Annotated in this window: 14 protein-coding genes; 8 read left to right on the plus strand and 6 right to left on the minus strand. The window is 63.4% G+C overall.

Going from position 1 to position 16,636, the window contains the following annotated elements; genetic code table 11:
* The first annotated feature begins 222 nt into the window (after nucleotides 1-222).
* The 8 genes from ACKODO_RS02940 (at nucleotide 223) to ACKODO_RS02975 (ending at nucleotide 11,949) form a co-directional block, all read left to right on the plus strand.
* Nucleotides 223-3,711: an indolepyruvate ferredoxin oxidoreductase family protein gene (locus ACKODO_RS02940; protein WP_408981959.1), complete on the plus strand. Its 3,489-nt coding sequence runs from the start codon at nucleotides 223-225 to the stop codon at nucleotides 3,709-3,711.
* Between the two features lie 69 nt (nucleotides 3,712-3,780).
* Nucleotides 3,781-4,467 (plus strand): Crp/Fnr family transcriptional regulator, encoded by a 687-nt coding sequence (locus ACKODO_RS02945; RefSeq protein ID WP_408981960.1) that lies wholly within the window; start codon nucleotides 3,781-3,783, stop codon nucleotides 4,465-4,467.
* 254 nt (nucleotides 4,468-4,721) lie between these two features.
* A complete protein-coding gene (locus tag ACKODO_RS02950) occupies nucleotides 4,722-6,695 on the plus strand; it encodes an AMP-binding protein (protein ID WP_408981961.1) in 1,974 nt (657 codons plus the stop codon).
* An 11-nt stretch (nucleotides 6,696-6,706) separates the two neighbouring features.
* A complete protein-coding gene (locus ACKODO_RS02955) occupies nucleotides 6,707-7,501 on the plus strand; it encodes an ABC transporter ATP-binding protein (RefSeq protein WP_408981962.1) in 795 nt (264 codons plus the stop codon).
* Nucleotides 7,502-7,567: 66 nt separating this feature from the next.
* Complete coding sequence (locus tag ACKODO_RS02960; protein ID WP_408981963.1) at nucleotides 7,568-8,524, plus strand: branched-chain amino acid ABC transporter permease; 957 nt, start codon at nucleotides 7,568-7,570, stop codon at nucleotides 8,522-8,524.
* A gap of 3 nt (nucleotides 8,525-8,527) precedes the next feature.
* Nucleotides 8,528-9,607 (plus strand): branched-chain amino acid ABC transporter permease, encoded by a 1,080-nt coding sequence (locus tag ACKODO_RS02965; protein ID WP_408981964.1) that lies wholly within the window; start codon nucleotides 8,528-8,530, stop codon nucleotides 9,605-9,607.
* A gap of 102 nt (nucleotides 9,608-9,709) precedes the next feature.
* Nucleotides 9,710-11,047, plus strand: coding sequence for an ABC transporter substrate-binding protein (locus tag ACKODO_RS02970; RefSeq protein WP_408981965.1), 1,338 nt, complete (start codon nucleotides 9,710-9,712; stop codon nucleotides 11,045-11,047).
* Between the two features lie 77 nt (nucleotides 11,048-11,124).
* Entirely contained in the window at nucleotides 11,125-11,949 is an 825-nt protein-coding gene (locus tag ACKODO_RS02975) for an ABC transporter ATP-binding protein (RefSeq protein ID WP_408981966.1), read from the plus strand.
* 61 nt (nucleotides 11,950-12,010) lie between these two features.
* Here ACKODO_RS02975 and ACKODO_RS02980 read toward each other — a convergent pair whose 3' ends face one another.
* The 6 genes from ACKODO_RS02980 to recR form a co-directional block, all read right to left on the minus strand.
* Nucleotides 12,011-12,502, minus strand: a complete 492-nt coding sequence (locus ACKODO_RS02980; RefSeq protein ID WP_408981967.1) for a hypothetical protein — start codon at nucleotides 12,500-12,502, stop codon at nucleotides 12,011-12,013.
* Complete coding sequence (locus ACKODO_RS02985; RefSeq protein WP_408981968.1) at nucleotides 12,499-13,047, minus strand: permease; 549 nt, start codon at nucleotides 13,045-13,047, stop codon at nucleotides 12,499-12,501. The genes ACKODO_RS02980 and ACKODO_RS02985 overlap by 4 nt, the downstream gene beginning before the upstream one ends.
* Before the next feature lie 40 nt (nucleotides 13,048-13,087).
* Entirely contained in the window at nucleotides 13,088-13,936 is an 849-nt protein-coding gene (locus tag ACKODO_RS02990; protein ID WP_408981969.1) for a tellurite resistance TerB family protein, read from the minus strand.
* A 118-nt stretch (nucleotides 13,937-14,054) separates the two neighbouring features.
* Entirely contained in the window at nucleotides 14,055-14,903 is an 849-nt protein-coding gene (dapD, locus tag ACKODO_RS02995; RefSeq protein ID WP_408981970.1) for a 2,3,4,5-tetrahydropyridine-2,6-dicarboxylate N-succinyltransferase, read from the minus strand.
* 63 nt (nucleotides 14,904-14,966) lie between these two features.
* The gene (locus ACKODO_RS03000; protein ID WP_408981971.1) at nucleotides 14,967-15,680 is read right to left on the minus strand and encodes a pyrimidine 5'-nucleotidase; all 714 of its coding nucleotides are present in this window, start codon (nucleotides 15,678-15,680) and stop codon (nucleotides 14,967-14,969) included.
* A gap of 146 nt (nucleotides 15,681-15,826) precedes the next feature.
* The gene (recR, locus tag ACKODO_RS03005) at nucleotides 15,827-16,432 is read right to left on the minus strand and encodes a recombination mediator RecR (RefSeq protein ID WP_408981972.1); all 606 of its coding nucleotides are present in this window, start codon (nucleotides 16,430-16,432) and stop codon (nucleotides 15,827-15,829) included.
* Between the last annotated feature and the right edge of the window lie 204 nt (nucleotides 16,433-16,636).

Genomic DNA, 16,636 nt, shown 5'->3' on the forward strand with positions numbered 1-16,636 from the left:
AGCCAGAACTGCTCGCAATTTCATTGCGGATGGAGGGGCGAATCGAAACCGTTTCATGTTCAATTCCTACATCTCGCGCATCAGGATGGCGAATACATGGCGGAAGCCCCTGGGAAGCGCAAATCCGCTGGTTAGGGCAGCAATGCTGACGTATACTAAGGTTTCAAGCCGGCGCGGGACAAGCGCCGAGAACGTCCGGGTCGTTCACAGGGGAGAGTGACGATGGGTGAGCCGTTTCCGCTGCGTCACGTCACGCTGGAAGATAAGTATGACCTCGCGCAGGGTCCTGTCTTCCTCAATGGCGCGCAGGCCATCACGCGCATGCTGCTGATGCAGCGTGAACGCGACCGCCGCGCGGGCCTGAATACCGCGGGTTTCATTTCCGGTTATCGTGGTTCGCCGCTGGGTGGCCTCGACCAGAACTTCTTCCGGGCCAAGAAGCTTTTCGAGAAATCGAATATCCGCTTCGAGCCGGGCCTCAACGAGGATCTCGCGGCCACCGCCGTCTGGGGCACCCAGCAGGCCGAGATGCGCGGCGAGGGGAAGTATGATGGCGTCTTTGCCATGTGGTATGGCAAGGGGCCGGGCGTTGACCGCTGCGGCGATGTGTTCCGCCACGCGAACCTTGCTGGCACCTCGAAGCATGGTGGCGTGCTCGCGCTGATGGGTGACGACCACACCGCCGAGAGTTCCACCACGGCGCATCAATCCGAGTTCCATTTCCTCGATCTGATGGTGCCGATCCTGAACCCTGCGGGCGTGCAGGAAATCCTCGATTACGGCCTCTTCGGCTATGCGATGAGCCGCTTCACGGGCGCATGGACCGCGCTGAAATGCGTGAAGGACAACATCGAATCGACCGCCTCGGTGGATGGTTCCATCGACCGGGTGAAGATCATCGTGCCGGATGATTTCGCCTTCCCGCCGGGTGGCCTGAACATCCGCCCGCGCGATGGCTTCCTCGAGCAGGAAGCGCGTCTGCACGAGTTCAAGCGCGCGGCGGCCGTGGCCTTCATCCGCGCCAACAACCTGAACCATTTTGTCACGACCGGCGGCGCCACGCCAAAGATCGGCATCATCACCACCGGCAAGAGCTATCTTGATACGCGCCAGGCCTTCGATGATCTCGGCATCGATGAACTCAAGGCCAACCAGCTCGGCATCCGCCTCTACAAGCTTGGCTCGCCATGGCCGATCAGCCAGCGCGAATTGCAGGATTTCGCGCATGGGCTCGACCTCATCATGGTGGTCGAGGAGAAGCGCAGCCTCATCGAGGTGCAGGTGCGCGAGGAGCTTTACGGCACCGCGAACCAGCCGACCGTGATCGGCAAGCGCGACGAGAAGGGCGAGTGGCTCTTCCCCGTGAAGGGCGCGCTGGATCCCAATGATATCGCCATCGCGCTCGGCGAACGCATCCTGCGGCATCACCCGAATGCGGATCTCGCGGCGCGCATCGAACGTCTGCGCCTTGCGCAGAAGAAAATGGCAGAGACGAACGACATCGCGGTGCGCACGCCCTATTTCTGCTCGGGCTGCCCGCATAACACCTCCACCAAGGTGCCCGAAGAGGGCCGCGCCTATGCCGGCATCGGCTGCCATTTCATGGTGAGCTGGATGGACCGGAACACCGAAGGCGTGACCCAGATGGGTGGCGAGGGCGCGAACTGGATCGGTGAATCGACCTTCTCCACCCGCAAGCATGTGTTCCAGAACCTCGGTGATGGGACCTACAACCATTCAGGCGCGCTGGCGCTGCGCTGGTCCATCGCGACCAGGACGAACATCACCTACAAGATCCTGTTCAACGATGCCGTCGCCATGACCGGCGGCCAGCCGCATGAGGGCAACCTCACGCCGGATGCCATTGCCCGGCAGGTGCGGGCGGAAGGCGTGGAGCGGATTGCGGTCGTCTCGGATGACCCCGGGAAATATGATGACCGCTATTCCTGGCCCGCGGGCACCAGTTTCCATCACCGCACCGAACTGATGGTGGTGCAGCGCGAGCTCGCCGAAATTCCCGGCGTGACGGTGATGATCTACGACCAGACCTGCGCCGCCGAGAAGCGTCGCCGTCGAAAGCGTGGCCTGATGCCCGACCCGGACAAGCGCGTCTTGATCAACGAACTGGTCTGCGAGGGCTGCGGCGATTGCGGAAAGGCCTCGAACTGCGTCTCTGTGCAGCCGGTCGAGACCGAATTCGGTCGCAAGCGGAAGATCGATCAATCCAATTGCAACAAGGATTATTCCTGCGTCGATGGCTTCTGCCCGAGCTTCGTGACCGTTTCCGGCGCGCGGCCGAAGAAGCTCGCGGCTCAGGCGGCAGGCTTCACGATGCCGGATTTGCCCGATCCTGCTCTCCCGTCGCTGGAGCATGAGCCGTGGTCGGGCATCGTCACGGGGGTCGGTGGCACGGGTGTCGTCACCATCGGTGCCATCCTCGGCATGGCGGCACATCTCGAGCATCGCGGCTGCGGCATGATCGACATGGCCGGCCTCGCACAGAAGGGCGGCGCGGTTTACTCGCATATCCGCCTCGCCAAATCACCGGAGGATATCCACGCGATCCGCGTTTCCGCCGGCATGGCCGATCTCATCCTCGGCTGCGATCTCGTGGTGTCCGGCTCGAAGAAGGTTCTGGCGGCCACGAAGTTGGCCGGCACGACCTTCGTCGTGAATACCGCCGAGATTCTCCCCGGCGATTTCACCCGCAACCCGGATTACTCGCTGCCTTCCGAGCGACTGAAGCGCGGCATCGCCAGCGCGGCGGGCAAGGATCGCGCCTTCTTCATCGACGCCTCGAAGATCGCCGTCACCTTGTTCGGGCAATCCATCGCCGCGAACATGTTCCTTCTGGGCTATGCCTACCAGAAGGGCGGCGTGCCGCTCACGGCAGCCTCCATCGAGCGGGCCATCGATCTCAATGGCGAGGCCGTGAAGATGAACCTCGAGGCCTTCCGCTGGGGCCGTGCGGTGGCGCATGAGCCGGCCCTGCTGGGGCAGATTCTCGAGCTCTCGCGGCCCAGTCCGGCCCAGACCATCTCTTCAACGCTCGATGAGGTCATCGAGCGGCGTGTGGCGTTCCTGACGGATTATCAGAACGCCGCTTATGCCAAGCGCTATGCGGATGCGATCAGAAAGCTTCGGGCGCGCGAGGCCGAAATGGTGCCGGGCCAGACGGCCCTCACCGAGGCCGCCGCGCGATCGCTCTTCAAGCTGATGGCCTACAAGGACGAATACGAGGTCGCACGGCTCTACACGGCCCCGGCCTTCCGCCAGCAATTGCACGATTCCTTCGATGGCGACAACATGAAGATCACCTTCCACCTCGCGCCGCCGCTGCTTGGCCGGAAGCACCCCTCCACCGGCCTGCCGATGAAGACGAGCTTCGGCCCGTGGATGATGAGCGCCTTCGGCGTGCTCGCGAAGCTGAAGGGCCTGCGCGGCACCGCACTCGACATCTTCGGCTATTCGGCCGAACGCAGGGACGAACGGGCGCGCATCGAGACCTTCCTCGCGCGCCTCGAGGAACTGGCGAAGGGCCTGACGCCGGCAAAGCATGCGCTGGCGGTGGAGATCGCCGGCCTGCCGCAGCGCATTCGCGGGTTCGGGCATGTGCGGGCGAAGAACGCCGCGGAAACCGACGCCGCCGAAGCGGGCCTTCTCGCACAATTCCGCTCCGAAATGCCGGTGATGCGGCAGGCGGCGGAGTAACGCGAAGCTTGTTTCAGGGGCAAACCGGATGGATAAGGAACCAACGCCTCATCCTCACCGGTGCCGCCCTTGATTTCTGCCGCACGCCTCGCCGCCATCGCCCGCTGGTCGCATGATCTGCCGGAAGGCGAGCGTGATCGCGCGCGTCGCGGCATCGTCGAGAAGAACTACGCGGCTGGAAGCTATATCTGCCATCTCGGTGATCGCTTCGATGTCTGGACCGGGGTGATCGACGGCCTTGTGAAGCTCTCGACCAGTTCGGATTCGGGCAAGCTCATCAGCTTCGCGGGGCTTCCTGCCGGTGCCTGGTTTGGCGAAGGCACTGTACTGAAGGGTGAGCCGCGCCGCTACGATCTTGTCGCGTTGCGCGAGACACGCCTCGCGCTGATGGATGCGGCGACCTTCTTCTGGCTGTTCGAGAATTCGGTTGCGTTCAACCGCTTTCTCGTGCGGCAGCTGAACGAACGACTTGGCCAGTTCATCGGGCTTGTGGAAACCGATCGGCTGCTGGATGCGCCGGCCCGCATTGCCCGAGCCCTTGCTTTCCTGTTCAATCCCGAATTGCACCCTGCCGTGGGTCTGCATCTCGCGATCACGCAGGAGGAGATCGGCCTGCTCTCCGGCCTCTCGCGGCAGGCCACGAACAAGGCGCTGAAGCTGCTGGAGGAGGCGCAGGTGCTGCGGGTGGAGAGGGGCGGCATCTCGATCCGCGCCTGGGGCGAACTCAACGCCTATCCGATGCGCGAAAATCGCTGAGGAATTGGCCTCATTCTTTGGTTGAATTGCACCGGAAGCTTGGGTCAAAAGGCCTGAAAAAGCGCCAATTCCGGCGCAACTTCCGCAGCGCACGCGTCAAAACGTCGCGAAACGACCTGGACCTTCCCTTTTTATCAGCATTCCGCGACGCTGTCTGTCAAGCCCGCGCTTGCTTCCATTCCGCATTGCTGCAAACTTGAGGTGTGAAACAGGGCCTCGCGAGAAGGGCCCGCCGACTTCAGGGAGAGACACGCGTGGAACGGGACGCTCCGGCGGCCTTGGATACCTTTCCGAAATGGCTGGCGCATCAGGCGCGGGTCCGGCCCGAAAGGCCGGGCATGCGTCACAAGGATCTCGGCATATGGACCGAATGGAGCTGGGCGGAGGTGGCGCAGAACGTGCGCGCCTACGCGCTTGGCCTGATGGCGCATGGCCTTGAGCGCGGCGACAAGGTCGCGATCATCGGAAACAACCGGCCGAAGCTCTACTGGTCGATGATGGCGGCGCAATCGCTCGGGGCCATTCCCGTGCCGGTCTATGCTGATTCCGTTGCCGAGGAGATGGCCTATGTGCTCGAACATGCCGAGGTGAAGTTCGCCTGCGTGCAGGACCAGGAACAGGTCGACAAGATCCTCTCGGTCTCGGAGCGCCTGCCGAACATCGGCTTCATCTTCTATGACGAGCCGCGCGGGCTTCGCGCCTATGATCATTCCCGCCTGCAGGCCATCGACGAGGTGATCTCTCAGGGCAAGGGCATGTTGCTGGCCGATCCCGATGCCAATCGCCGGCTTGATGCGGAAGTGGCGCGCGGCAAGGGCGATGACATTTCGGTCATCCTTTACACCTCCGGTACAACCGGTCGCTCGAAGGGCGTGCTTCTCACGGCCGGGCGCTGCATCGCTGCGGCGCGCGATACCGTGGCCTTCGACGGCCTCTCGGATCGCGACAACGTGCTGGCCTATCTGCCCCTCGCCTGGGTGGGCGACCACTACCTCAACTACGCGCAGGCGCTGATCGCCGGCTTCTGCATCAACTGCCCCGAAAGCCCGGAGACCGCGGTGGAAGATCGCCGCGAGGTGGGCAACACCTATGCCTTCGCGCCGCCCCGCGTGTTCGAGGGGATGCTGACGCGCATCATGATCCGCATGGAGGATGCGAGCTGGCTGAAACGGAAGTTGTTTCACTATTACATGGGTGTGGCCAAGAAATGGGGCGAGAAGATCCTCGATGGCAAGCCTGTGCCGCTGCCGGCGCGGCTCAACTATGCGCTCGGCAACCTGCTTGTGTATGGACCGCTGAAGAACGTGATGGGCCTCACCACCGTGCGCGTTGGCTACACTGCCGGCGAGGCCATCGGGCCCGAGCTGTTCTCGTTCTTCCGCTCTATCGGGCTGAACCTGAAGCAGCTTTACGGGCAGACCGAGGCCTTCCTCTTCGTCACCTGTCAGAAGGATGATGGCGTGCGCGCCGATTGCGTCGGCCCCGCGACGCCCAATGTCGAGATCCGCATCGCCGAGGATGGCGAGGTGCTCTACAAGTCGCCGGGCCAGTTCGTGGGCTATTACAAGGACCCCGAGAAAACCGCCGAGACCATGACCCCCGACGGCTTCGTGAAAACGGGCGATGCCGGCTTCTTCGAGAAGGATGGCCAGCTCCGCATCATCGACCGCGCGAAGGATGTGGGCCGCCTGCGTTCCGGCGCGCTGTTCGCGCCGAAATACATCGAGAACAAGCTGAAATTCTTTCCCAATATCCGCGAGGCCGTGGCTTTCGGGCAGGGCGAGGATTTCGTCACGGTGTTTCTCAACATCGACATCACGGCGGTGGGCAACTGGGCCGAGCGCAACAATGTCTCCTATGGTTCCTACCAGGAACTGGCCGGGCATGGCCAGGTCTACGAGATCCTCGCGGGCCATGTGGCGGAGGTGAACCGCCAGCTTGCCGAAGAGCCGATGATGGCCAGGGCGCAGATCCATCGCTTCCTCATCCTGCACAAGGAACTCGATGCGGATGACGGCGAACTCACGCGCACGCAGAAGGTGCGGCGCGGCTTCATCGCGGATCGCTACGGCCCGCTGGTGAAGGCGCTCTACGATGGGTCGAAAGAAGCGGATATCTCCACCGAAGTGACCTTCGAGGATGGCCGCAAGGGCGTGATCTCGGCGCGCGTCAAGGTGATGGATGCGGTCGTGGCGCCGGTTGTGGCTTTGCCGCAGGCGGCGGAGTGAGCGGGGACGGCATGGTTCAGAACTCCACCCTTTCCCCGGGCGAAACCCTGCTCAAGGTCGAGAATGTCTCGCTCCGCTTCGGCGGCGTGAAGGCGATCACCGATGTTTCTTTCGACATCAGGAAGGGCGAGATCCGCGCGATCATCGGCCCGAACGGTGCCGGCAAGACCTCGATGCTCAATGTCATCAACGGGTTCTACCACCCGCAGGATGGCACCATCACCTACAAGGGCGCGACGCGGGCCAAGATGAAGCCCTATGTCGCGGCTTCTCAGGGCATTGCGCGCACCTTCCAGAACGTCGCGCTCTTCAAGGGCATGTCGACGCTCGACAACATCATGGTCGGCCGCACGCTGAAGATGAAATCCAACTTCTTCTGGCAGATCTTCCGCCATGGCCCGGCCATGACCGAGGAGATCGCCCATCGCCGGATGGTCGAGGAGATCATCGACTTCCTGGAGATCGAGCACATCCGCAAGGTGCCCGTGGGCAAGCTGCCCTATGGCCTGCAGAAGCGCGTGGAACTCGGGCGCGCGCTCGCCATGGAGCCGGAATTGCTGCTGCTCGATGAACCCATGGCTGGCATGAACCTCGAGGAGAAGGAGGACATGTGCCGCTTCATCCTCGATGTGAAGGAGCAATACGGCACCACCATCGCGCTGATCGAGCATGATATGGGCGTGGTGATGGACCTCTCCGACCGCGTGGTGGTGCTGGAATATGGCCGGAAGATTGCCGATGGCACGCCCGATGAGGTGAAGGCCAATCAGGCGGTCATCGATGCCTATCTCGGCGTGGCGCATTGAAAGGTGGGATGCATGTTCATGACGCAAGACCGGCATCCACTTTTGCTGAACATGCAGTGAGGGGGAATGGGGATGCTCTACAATATTCTCATCGACCCCTTCGTGCAGATGGGTGCCGCGCCGGATCTCTTCGTGCAGACGATCTGGGAAGGCCTCGTCGCCGGCGTGCTCTATGCGCTGATCGCGCTTGGTTTCGTGCTCATCTTCAAGGCCTCGGGCGTGTTCAATTTCGCCCAAGGCATCATGGTGGTGTTCGCGGCGCTGACGCTGGTGGGTCTGCACGAGAAGGGCGTGCCTGCCTGGGCGGCACTCATCCTCACCCTTGGCGTGATGGCGATCCTCGCGATCGCGGTGGAGCGGATCGTGCTGCGCCCGCTGGTGAACCAGCCGGACATCATTCTCTTCATGGCGACGTTCGGGCTCACCTTCATCATCATCGGTCTTGGCGAATTCATTTTCGGCGGCGAACCGAAGCAGATGATCGCCGAGGAACTGGGCCTGCCGCAGGGCACGATGCGCTTTGATATTCTCGGCGGGAAGGTGATCATCCAGAAGATCGACGTCGCGGCTGCGGTGATCGCCTCGCTGATGATCGCGGCCCTGGCGCTGTTCTTCCAGTATACCCGCATCGGCCGCGCCCTGCGCGCGGTGGCGGACAGCCACAAGGCGGCACTCTCGGTCGGCATCTCGCTGAACCAGATCTGGGCCATCGTGTGGTTCGCGGCCGGAATCGTGGCGCTCATCACGGGCATCATGTGGGGCGCGCGTTCTGACGTGAGCTTCGCGCTGCAGGTCATCGCGCTGAAGGCGCTGCCGGTGCTGATCCTTGGCGGCTTCACCTCCATTCCCGGCGCGATTGTCGGCGGCCTCATCATCGGCATTGGCGAGAAGCTCGCGGAGTTCTACTGGGGGCCGCTTGTGGGCGGCGGCATCGAGAACTGGGTGGCCTATGTGATCGCGCTCGTCTTCCTGATGGTGCGTCCGCAGGGCCTGTTCGGCGACAAGATCATCGAGAGGATCTGATCCGTGCTTTATCGTGAATCAGGCCAGTTCAAGAAGACCTATTCGGAGGATATGCAGGTTTTCCCCTTGCGGGAAGATCGCATCGGCATTGCCGTCATCCTGTTCATTGCCGCGGTGGTGATCCCGCTCACGGGTTCGAACTTCTTCCTCTCGACCGTGATGATCCCGTTCCTCGTCTTCGCGCTCGCCGCGATGGGGCTGAACATCGTCACGGGCTATACCGGGCTCATCTCGCTCGGCACCGGCGCCTTCATGGGTGTGGGGGCCTATGCCTGCTACAAGCTCACGACCACTTTCCCCGGCGTGCCGATCGTCATCTGGATTCTCGTCTCCGGCGTCTTCTCGGCCGCGATCGGCGCGCTGTTCGGCCTGCCGAGCCTGCGCATCAAGGGCTTCTATCTCGCGGTGGCGACGCTCGCGGCGCAGTTCTTCCTGGAATGGTGCTTCGTGCGCATTCCCTGGCTCTTCAACTACAACGCCTCGGGCGCCATCGAGGTGCCGACGCGCTGGATCGCCGGCATCCCGGTGACCGGCCCCAACGCGACGCCGATGACCCGCTATTATGTCATTCTCTTCATCGTGGTGCTGATGACCTGGATCGCCTCGAACATCCTGCACGGGCGCATCGGGCGCAGCTTCATGGCGGTGCGCGACATGGATATCGCGGCGGAACTGATGGGCATCCGGCTCCTGCGCACCAAGCTTCTCGCGTTTGCGATGTCGTCCTTCTATTGCGGCGTCGCGGGCGCGACCATGATGTTCCTCTGGTATGGCGGGGGCGAAGCGAGCGACGCCTTCAACATCAACCAGAGCTTCATCATCCTGTTCATGGTGATCATCGGGGGGCTGGGCTCGCTCATCGGCTGCTTTTTCGGCGCGGCCCTGCTGCACATCATCCCGGTGACGCTGAAATTCGGCCTGCCGGCCATCGGCATTCCGCTCGCGGGTGCCACGGCCGAGCACATCAACCACCTGCTTGTGGGCGGGCTCATCATCCTGTTCCTGATCGTCGAGCCGCATGGTCTCGCCCGGCTCTGGCAGATCACCAAGCAGAAGCTCAGAACCTGGCCTTTCCCGTATTGAGCGGGGCGGGCCTTGCCGTGGCGCAAGCGTCGGCAAGATGAAGACTTCAGCCAAGAAGACCTGGGGAGCCCGGGAAGTGGCTCCATCGAAGGAGGAACGACCATGAAGAAAACCCTCGGCCCGAAATTCCTGGGCTTGGCGGCCCTGGCCGCAGCCTTCGCGGGCGCGGCGCCCCTGCCGGTCTCCGCGCAGGATACGATTTACGTGCCGCTGCTCACCTATCGCACCGGCCCCTTCGCCGGTTCGGGCGTGCATATCGCCAACGGCATGCGCGATTACCTCGAAATGCTGAACCAGCGCGATGGTGGCATCGGCGGTGCGAAGATCATCATCGAGGAATGCGAAACCGGCTACGACACCAAGAAGGGTGTCGAATGCTATGAGAGCGTGAAGGCGAAGAACCCGGTCGTGGTGAACCCCTATTCCACGGGCATCACGCTGCAGATCATCCCCAAGGCGGCGGTGGACAAGATCCCCGTGCTCTCGATGGCCTATGGCCTCTCGGCCTCGGCGGATGGCGAGCATTTCCCGTGGATCTTCAACCCGCCGGCCACCTACTGGGATGGCGCTTCGGTCTTCGTGAAGCATATGGCGCAGGTGGAAGGCGGCTTTGACAAGCTGAAGGGCAAGACGGTGGGCCTTGTCCATCTTGATGCGCCCTTCGGCAAGGAGCCGATTCCCGTGCTCGAGGCGCTGGCCAAGCAATACGGCTTCAACCTGAAGCTCTACCCGGTTCCGGCCGCCCAGATGCAGAACCAGGGCTCGACCTGGCTCGCCATCCGCCGTGACCGCGTGGACTGGATCTATAACCAGGGCTGGGGCGCGATGAACCCCACGGCCGTGAAGGAAGCGGTGAAAAACGACTTCCCGATGGATCGCCTCGTGGGTGTCTGGTGGGCCGGGGGTGACGACGACGCCCGTGCGGGCGAAGCCGGAGCCAAGGGTTACAAGACCCTCAACTTCCACAATACGGGCGCGAATTACCCCGTGCTTCAGGACATCCTGAAACATGTCTTCGACAAGAATCTCAGCCAGGCCAAGCGCGAGCAGGTGGGCGAGAACCTCTATAACCGCGGCGTCTACAACTCGATGCTGATTGCCGAGGCCGTGCGCACCGCGCAGCGGATCACCGGCAAGAAGGCGGTCGTGGGTGAGGATGTCCGTCGCGGCTTCGAGGCGCTCAACATCACCGAACAGCGCCTGAAGGAGATCGGCATGGAAGGCTTCGCCAACCCGGTCCGCATCACCTGCACGGATCATAACGGCCACAACAAGGTGTTCGTCTCGCAGTGGGACGGAACGAAATATGTGAAGGCCTCGGACTGGATGGACCCGATGAAGGAGATCGTCCGTCCGCTCATCGAGGCTGAGGCGAAGGATTTCGTCTCGAAGAACACCGGCTGGCCGAAGCGCACGGAAGCCTGCGAAAAGGCCGCGTAACCCGCAAGCAATGGGGCAGCCGGTTCGCCGGCTGCCCACTTCCGGCCTTGTCTGTCAAATCCCCGGAGCCTCCTGCCATGTCCGCATCAGCCGAAACCGTCGAGCCCATCCTTTCGGTCAATAACATCGAGGTGATCTATGATCATGTCGTGCTGGTGCTGAAGGGCGTGTCGCTCACCGTGCCGCGCAGCGGCATCGTGGCGGTGCTGGGCGCCAATGGCGCAGGCAAGACCACCACGCTCAAGGCGATCTCGAACCTGCTCAAGGCCGAGCGCGGCGATGTGACCAAGGGCGCGATCATGTTCGAGGGCGAGCGCGTGGATCGCATGAGCCCGGCGGATCTGGTGCGGCGCGGCTGCATCCAGGTGATGGAGGGCCGGCATTGTTTCGGCCATCTTACCATCGAGGAGAACCTCCTCACGGGAGCCTTCACGCGGCAGGATGGGCGCGCGGCCATCAAACGCGACATGGAGATGGTCTACAATTATTTCCCTCGCCTCCGGCAGCGCATGAAATCCATGTCGGGCTACACGTCGGGCGGCGAGCAGCAGATGTGCGCCATTGGTCGCGCGCTGATGAGCCGCCCCAAGATGATCCTGCTTGATGAGCCCTCGATGGGTCTCGCGCCACAGATCGTCGAGGAGATTTTCGAGATCGTGAAGGATCTGAACACGAAGGAGGGCGTGTCCTTCCTGCTCGCGGAGCAGAACACCAACATGGCCCTGCGCTACGCCACCTATGGCTACATCATGGAAACCGGCCGCATCGTGATGGATGGCGACGCCAAGGCCCTGCGCGAGAACGAGGATGTGAAGGAATTCTACCTCGGCGTCTCCGGCGGGGACAAGAAATCCTTCCGCGAGGTGAAGAGCTACAAGCGCCGCAAGCGCTGGCTGGCGTGAGCATCTTCAAGCGAAATGGTCGCCGGTTCGCGCGAGGAAAATGCGAAAAACGAAAAGATGCTCAGCGCACCAGCAGCGTGATCCAGGCCGCGAGGAACGGGAAGGGCAGGGACACCAACACCCGCAGCAGCACGATTCGCACGGGCATGGACGGGATTTCCCACGAGATCATCCGGTTGATCGTGAAGAGTGACCATGCCGTCACATAGGCCATGACCTGCGAAAGATCCGCGCCCGCCTTCAGCGCCGCCGCCCCGATCGCATAGCCCACCACTGGCCCGCCGGGCGTGAGGGCACCGGCGAGGCTCGCGAGTGCCGTGCCGAGCAGACCGGAATTTGGCCCGAACCAGGCCAGGATCGTCTCCTTCGGCATCAGATGCGCGAGGAAGCCCGAGCCCAGCACGCCGATCGCGAGGCGCGGCAACAGATGGATGAACTGCGTCCGGGCATCCGTGAATCCATCCGCGAGCAAGGCGGGCGAGCGCCTCCACGCCGCGAAAGCCAGCCCGGTGGCAATCGCTATCAGCGCGAGGGTGAAGCCGAAAACGATCATGCCTTGCCCTCGCCGGGCGGCGGGCGATTGACATAATGGTCGAAGATCGCGGCGCGCGCGGCAAGCCCCAGCAGAACCGGCATGGGCAGTGAAACGAGGAAGCGGAACAGCACGAAATCCGTGCCGAAGAACGGCATTTCCCAGATGACCGCCCGGTTGATGCCAAGCAGCAGCCAGCCCGAGACGAAGGCGATCGCCGCCCCCCTATCCGCGCCGCTCACCATCAGCACGGCAGCCAGCGGGAAGATGGTGAAGGGGCCGGCGGGGAAAAGCGTGCCAATCAACGCAGCGATTGCGAGACCCTTCATGCCCGAGCCTTCGCCGATGTATTTCTCGATCGTCTCGCGTGCGATCATCAGCCGGATGAGCCCGCCGATGAGGCAACCAAGCGCCACCTTCGGCAGGATGGTCAGGAACAGCCAGAAATCCTCGGCCAGAATATGCTGCGACACGGTGATGCCGTCCCGCAGGGTCACCCAGATCATCGAGCCGATGGAGAGGGTTGCGACAAGGATGAAGCCCCAGTCCAGGGGCTTCCGTTGCACCTTCGGCAGTCCGGGCTGAGTGTCGTCGGGCAAGTCTCGGTCAGGCCTTCACGTTGGAAGCCGCGGCGTCGATATGCGCGACAAGGCTCGGGTCGAGTTGCAATTCGCCCGCCAGCGCCTTGAGGAAGGCCTGCTCGTCGGCGGTGTCCGGGTCGATTGCGAGGCGCGCGGCGGCATAGACCTGCGCCGCCTCTTCCGGATTTGTGATGCCCTGGGCGAGCGTCACCGGATCAGCCGGGTTCGCGAATTCGCTCTCGAGAAACTGGGCAGCCTCGGCCTCGATGCCGGCCGCCTTCAGGTTGCCCACGATCGCATGCCGCTCGGTCTCGTCCACGATGCCATCCGACGAGGCGGCGGCAACCATGGCGCGAACCAGGCGCAGGGCCTGCTCGTTATCGGTCGAGGGCGGGGGAAGCGCCCGCGGCTGCTGGAGATCCTGCGCCACATTCTGGAGGTCCAGCAGCGGCTTGCCGGCCTGATAATTCTGCAGCGCCTTGTAGGCGAGCCCGCCCACCAGCGCCATGCCGCCCATGCGCGCGGCTGAGCCGGCAATCTTGCGGCCAGCGCCGGTGCCCAGCAGCACGGCGGCGAGTCCGCCGATGGCAACGCCCGTGGCGACGGGGTACTTCGCGGCAAGATCCTTCGCGCGGGCCACGAGATCGGCCGGGTTCTGGCCGGTCGTGCGGCGCAGGAAGTCGCTGGCCTTCTGGGTGGCGCCGGTCTGCTGGTTGATTTCGGTCGCGCCCTGCCGCACGCCGCCGGTTGCCTGGTTCAGCACCTGCCCGGCCATGCTCGTGACCTGCCCCAGCATGCCGCCGAGCTGTTTCTGTCCACCGCCCTGGCTGCCGGCGGAAACGAGCGCATCGAGAAGTTTGCGGGCATCGAACATCGGTCAGGCCTCATGCGGGTTAAGAGCCGGCCCTTTTCCCGGGCCATGCACCGTCAGATGGGGTCAGTATGTGGCGAGGACATGACGAAAGCCACGGCCCACCCGCCGTTCCTGCGGTTCAGTCGCGCAGCAATTCGTTGATGCCGGTCTTGGATCGCGTCTTCTCGTCCACGGTCTTCATGATGACCGCGCAATAGGTCGAGGGCCCCCAATTCTCGCCCGGCAGCGGCTTGCCCGGAATGGAGCCGGAGACCACCACCGAATAGGGCGGCACATAGCCCACATGCACCTGGCCGGTCTGCCGGTCGATGATCTTGGTCGAGGCGGAGAGGAACACGCCCATGGAGATCACCGAGCCACGGCCCACGATCACGCCTTCCACCACTTCCGAGCGGGCGCCGATGAAACAATCATCCTCGATGATCGTGGGGTTCGCCTGCAGCGGCTCCAGAACGCCGCCGATGCCCACACCGCCCGAGAGATGCACGTTCTTGCCGATCTGCGCGCAGGAGCCAACCGTCGCCCAGGTATCGACCATCGTGTTGTCATCGACATAGGCGCCGACATTCACGAAGGAGGGCATCAGCACGACCGATTTGCCGATATAGGCCGAGCGGCGCACCACGCAGCCCGGCACCGCGCGGAAACCGGCCTTCGCGAAGCCGGCGGCATCCATCCCCAGGAACTTCGAATCCACCTTGTCCCACCAGCTGGCACCCCCCGGTGCGCCCGAGATCAGCGCCATGTCGTTGAGGCGGAAGGAGAGCAGCACCGCCTTCTTCAGCCACTGGTTCACCACCCAGGCACCCGGGCCTTCCATATCCAGCCGGCGCTCGGCCACGCGCATCGAGCCGGAATCGAGAGCGGCGAGCGCCTCCTCCACCGCATCACGCACCTCGCCCTTCGTGGCGGCGCTGATTTCGGCGCGCTTTTCCCAGGCGGCATCGATGATGGAAGCGAGAGACATGGTGTGAGGCCCTGCAACGGTTGGAGAACATTGGCGATCTGGTCGCGGAAAGGCGAGGCGGAGTCAAGCGACGGGCGTGGCCAGGGCGGCTTGCAATCCATCCAGAAAATGCGGCAGGTCGGCCGTCACGTGGTCGAAACGGATGCCGAGCGCGCCGGGGCCATCCTCCACGTAGCGCTCCCAGTCTTCCTTGTGGTCCCCCGCCTCGCCGGGCACCACGAGCACGGTGCGCATGCCGAGTTCCGCCGGCACCTCCAGATTGCGCGGGATATCCTCGAACATCGCGGCAGAGACCGGCGCGATGCCGTATCTGTCGAGAAAGCGCTCATAGGTGCGGCGCGCCGGCTTGGGATTGAAATCCCCGGCCACGATGTCGAAGATCCCGTGGAAATGCCCGTCGACGCCAAGTTGCCGCAGGGTCTCCTCGGCATGGCGCACGGAACCGTTGGTGAAGATGAATTTCCGCCCCGGAAGGGCCTCGATCGCGCCACCAAGCCGGGCATCCGGCGCGAGCGAGGAACGGTCGATGTCATGCACGAAATCGAGGAAGGAATGCGGGTCGATCCTGTGTTCCTTCATCAGGCCGTTCAGGGTCGTGCCGTGGATCTGATAATAGTATTTCTGGATCGCGCGGGCCGTGAGCCCATCCACGCCGAGAAGGTCGCCGATATAATGCGTGATCTTCTGGTCCACCTTCGGCCAGAGATCGGAATGTGGCGGATACAATGTGTTGTCGAGGTCAAAAATCCAGGTTTCGACCGCCTGAAACCGCGCCACGAGAGCGCTGGAAGGGAGGGGAGATTCGTGGTGCATGAGGCCTGTTGTGGAAACCGGGGCGGTCGAATCCGCAGGAATGCAACTAAGATAAGATAACCAACCGTTTCCGCCAATCACCGAAGGCAGGTCAAGTCAACGAAGGCAGGTCAAAGCGCGGTGCGGCTCAAAAGGGCTGCGGAAAGCGTGCCTTCGTCGAGATAATCGAGTTCGCCGCCCACCGGCACGCCATGCGCGAGGCGCGTGACCTTCACATTCGCCTGCGCCAGCATGTCGGTGATGTAATGGGCCGTGGTCTGGCCCTCTACCGTGGCATTGAGCGCGAGGATCACCTCGCGCACCTCGCCGGATGTCGCGCGATCCAGCAGCTTGCCGAGCGCAAGATCATCAGGCCCGGTGCCGTCGATCGGCGAGAGCGTGCCGCCCAGCACATGAAAGGCCGCGCGCAAGGCGCCCGCGCGCTCCAGCGCCCAGAGATCGCCCACACTCTCGACCACCATCAGGATCGAGCGATCGCGACGCGGATCGCGGCAGATGGCGCAAGGGTCGGAGGTGTCGAGATTGCCGCATTCCGAGCAGGTCACGATGCGCTCGCCCGCGACCTGCATCGCCTGCGCCAGCGGCAGCAGCAGATCCTCGCGCTTCCGCATGAGGTGCAGAACCGCGCGCCGGGCCGAGCGCGGCCCGAGCCCCGGCAGGCGCGCCAGAAGCTGGATGAGACGCTCGATTTCAGGGCCGGCAAGGGCTTGAGGCATGAAAGGAGGCATGAAAGCTAGGATGTCCGCAAGAAGACGTCATTGCGAGGAAGACGCGAAGCGGCTGAAGCGGCAATCCAGAGAAAAGGACTGGAGTTCTTCGTCGGTTCACACCTCGCAATTACGGCCGCAATCGTGAAAGCCCGTGGCGCAGAACGGCAGCTTGAAGCCGGGCGGCCGCGGCAGCCCCCCGGTCCGCGCCTG

Source organism: Rhabdaerophilum sp. (assembly GCF_046092605.1).
Taxonomy (GTDB): domain Bacteria; phylum Pseudomonadota; class Alphaproteobacteria; order Rhizobiales; family Beijerinckiaceae; genus Rhabdaerophilum.